The 252-nt window shown below is 44.0% G+C and carries 1 pseudogene; it reads left to right on the plus strand.

Going from position 1 to position 252, the window contains the following annotated elements:
* A pseudogene (locus tag ACFINC_RS11635) lies at window positions 1-252 on the plus strand (methyltransferase); the annotation flags it as partial.

The following is a 252-nucleotide window of genomic DNA, read 5'->3' on the forward strand; positions in this document are numbered from 1 at the left end:
CCACCTTTTAACAATCCTGTGGATCGCAAAACACCTGATGAACAGAAGTCTGATGCACATGTTATGCCTGAAGCGATGTTTGATCATTGGTTTCGAAGTGCAGCAGCCATCGTTAAACCAAGTGGATATTTAGGGCTCATTGCGCGTCCACAATCTCTAACAGATATCTTGCATGCTTTAGAAGGCCGCTTTGGTGGTATTTGTATCATTCCCATTCATGCACGTGCAACAACTCCGGCAATTCGTCTTTTA

The organism is Bartonella sp. AP58NXGY (assembly GCF_042195785.1).
Lineage (GTDB): Bacteria > Pseudomonadota > Alphaproteobacteria > Rhizobiales > Rhizobiaceae > Bartonella.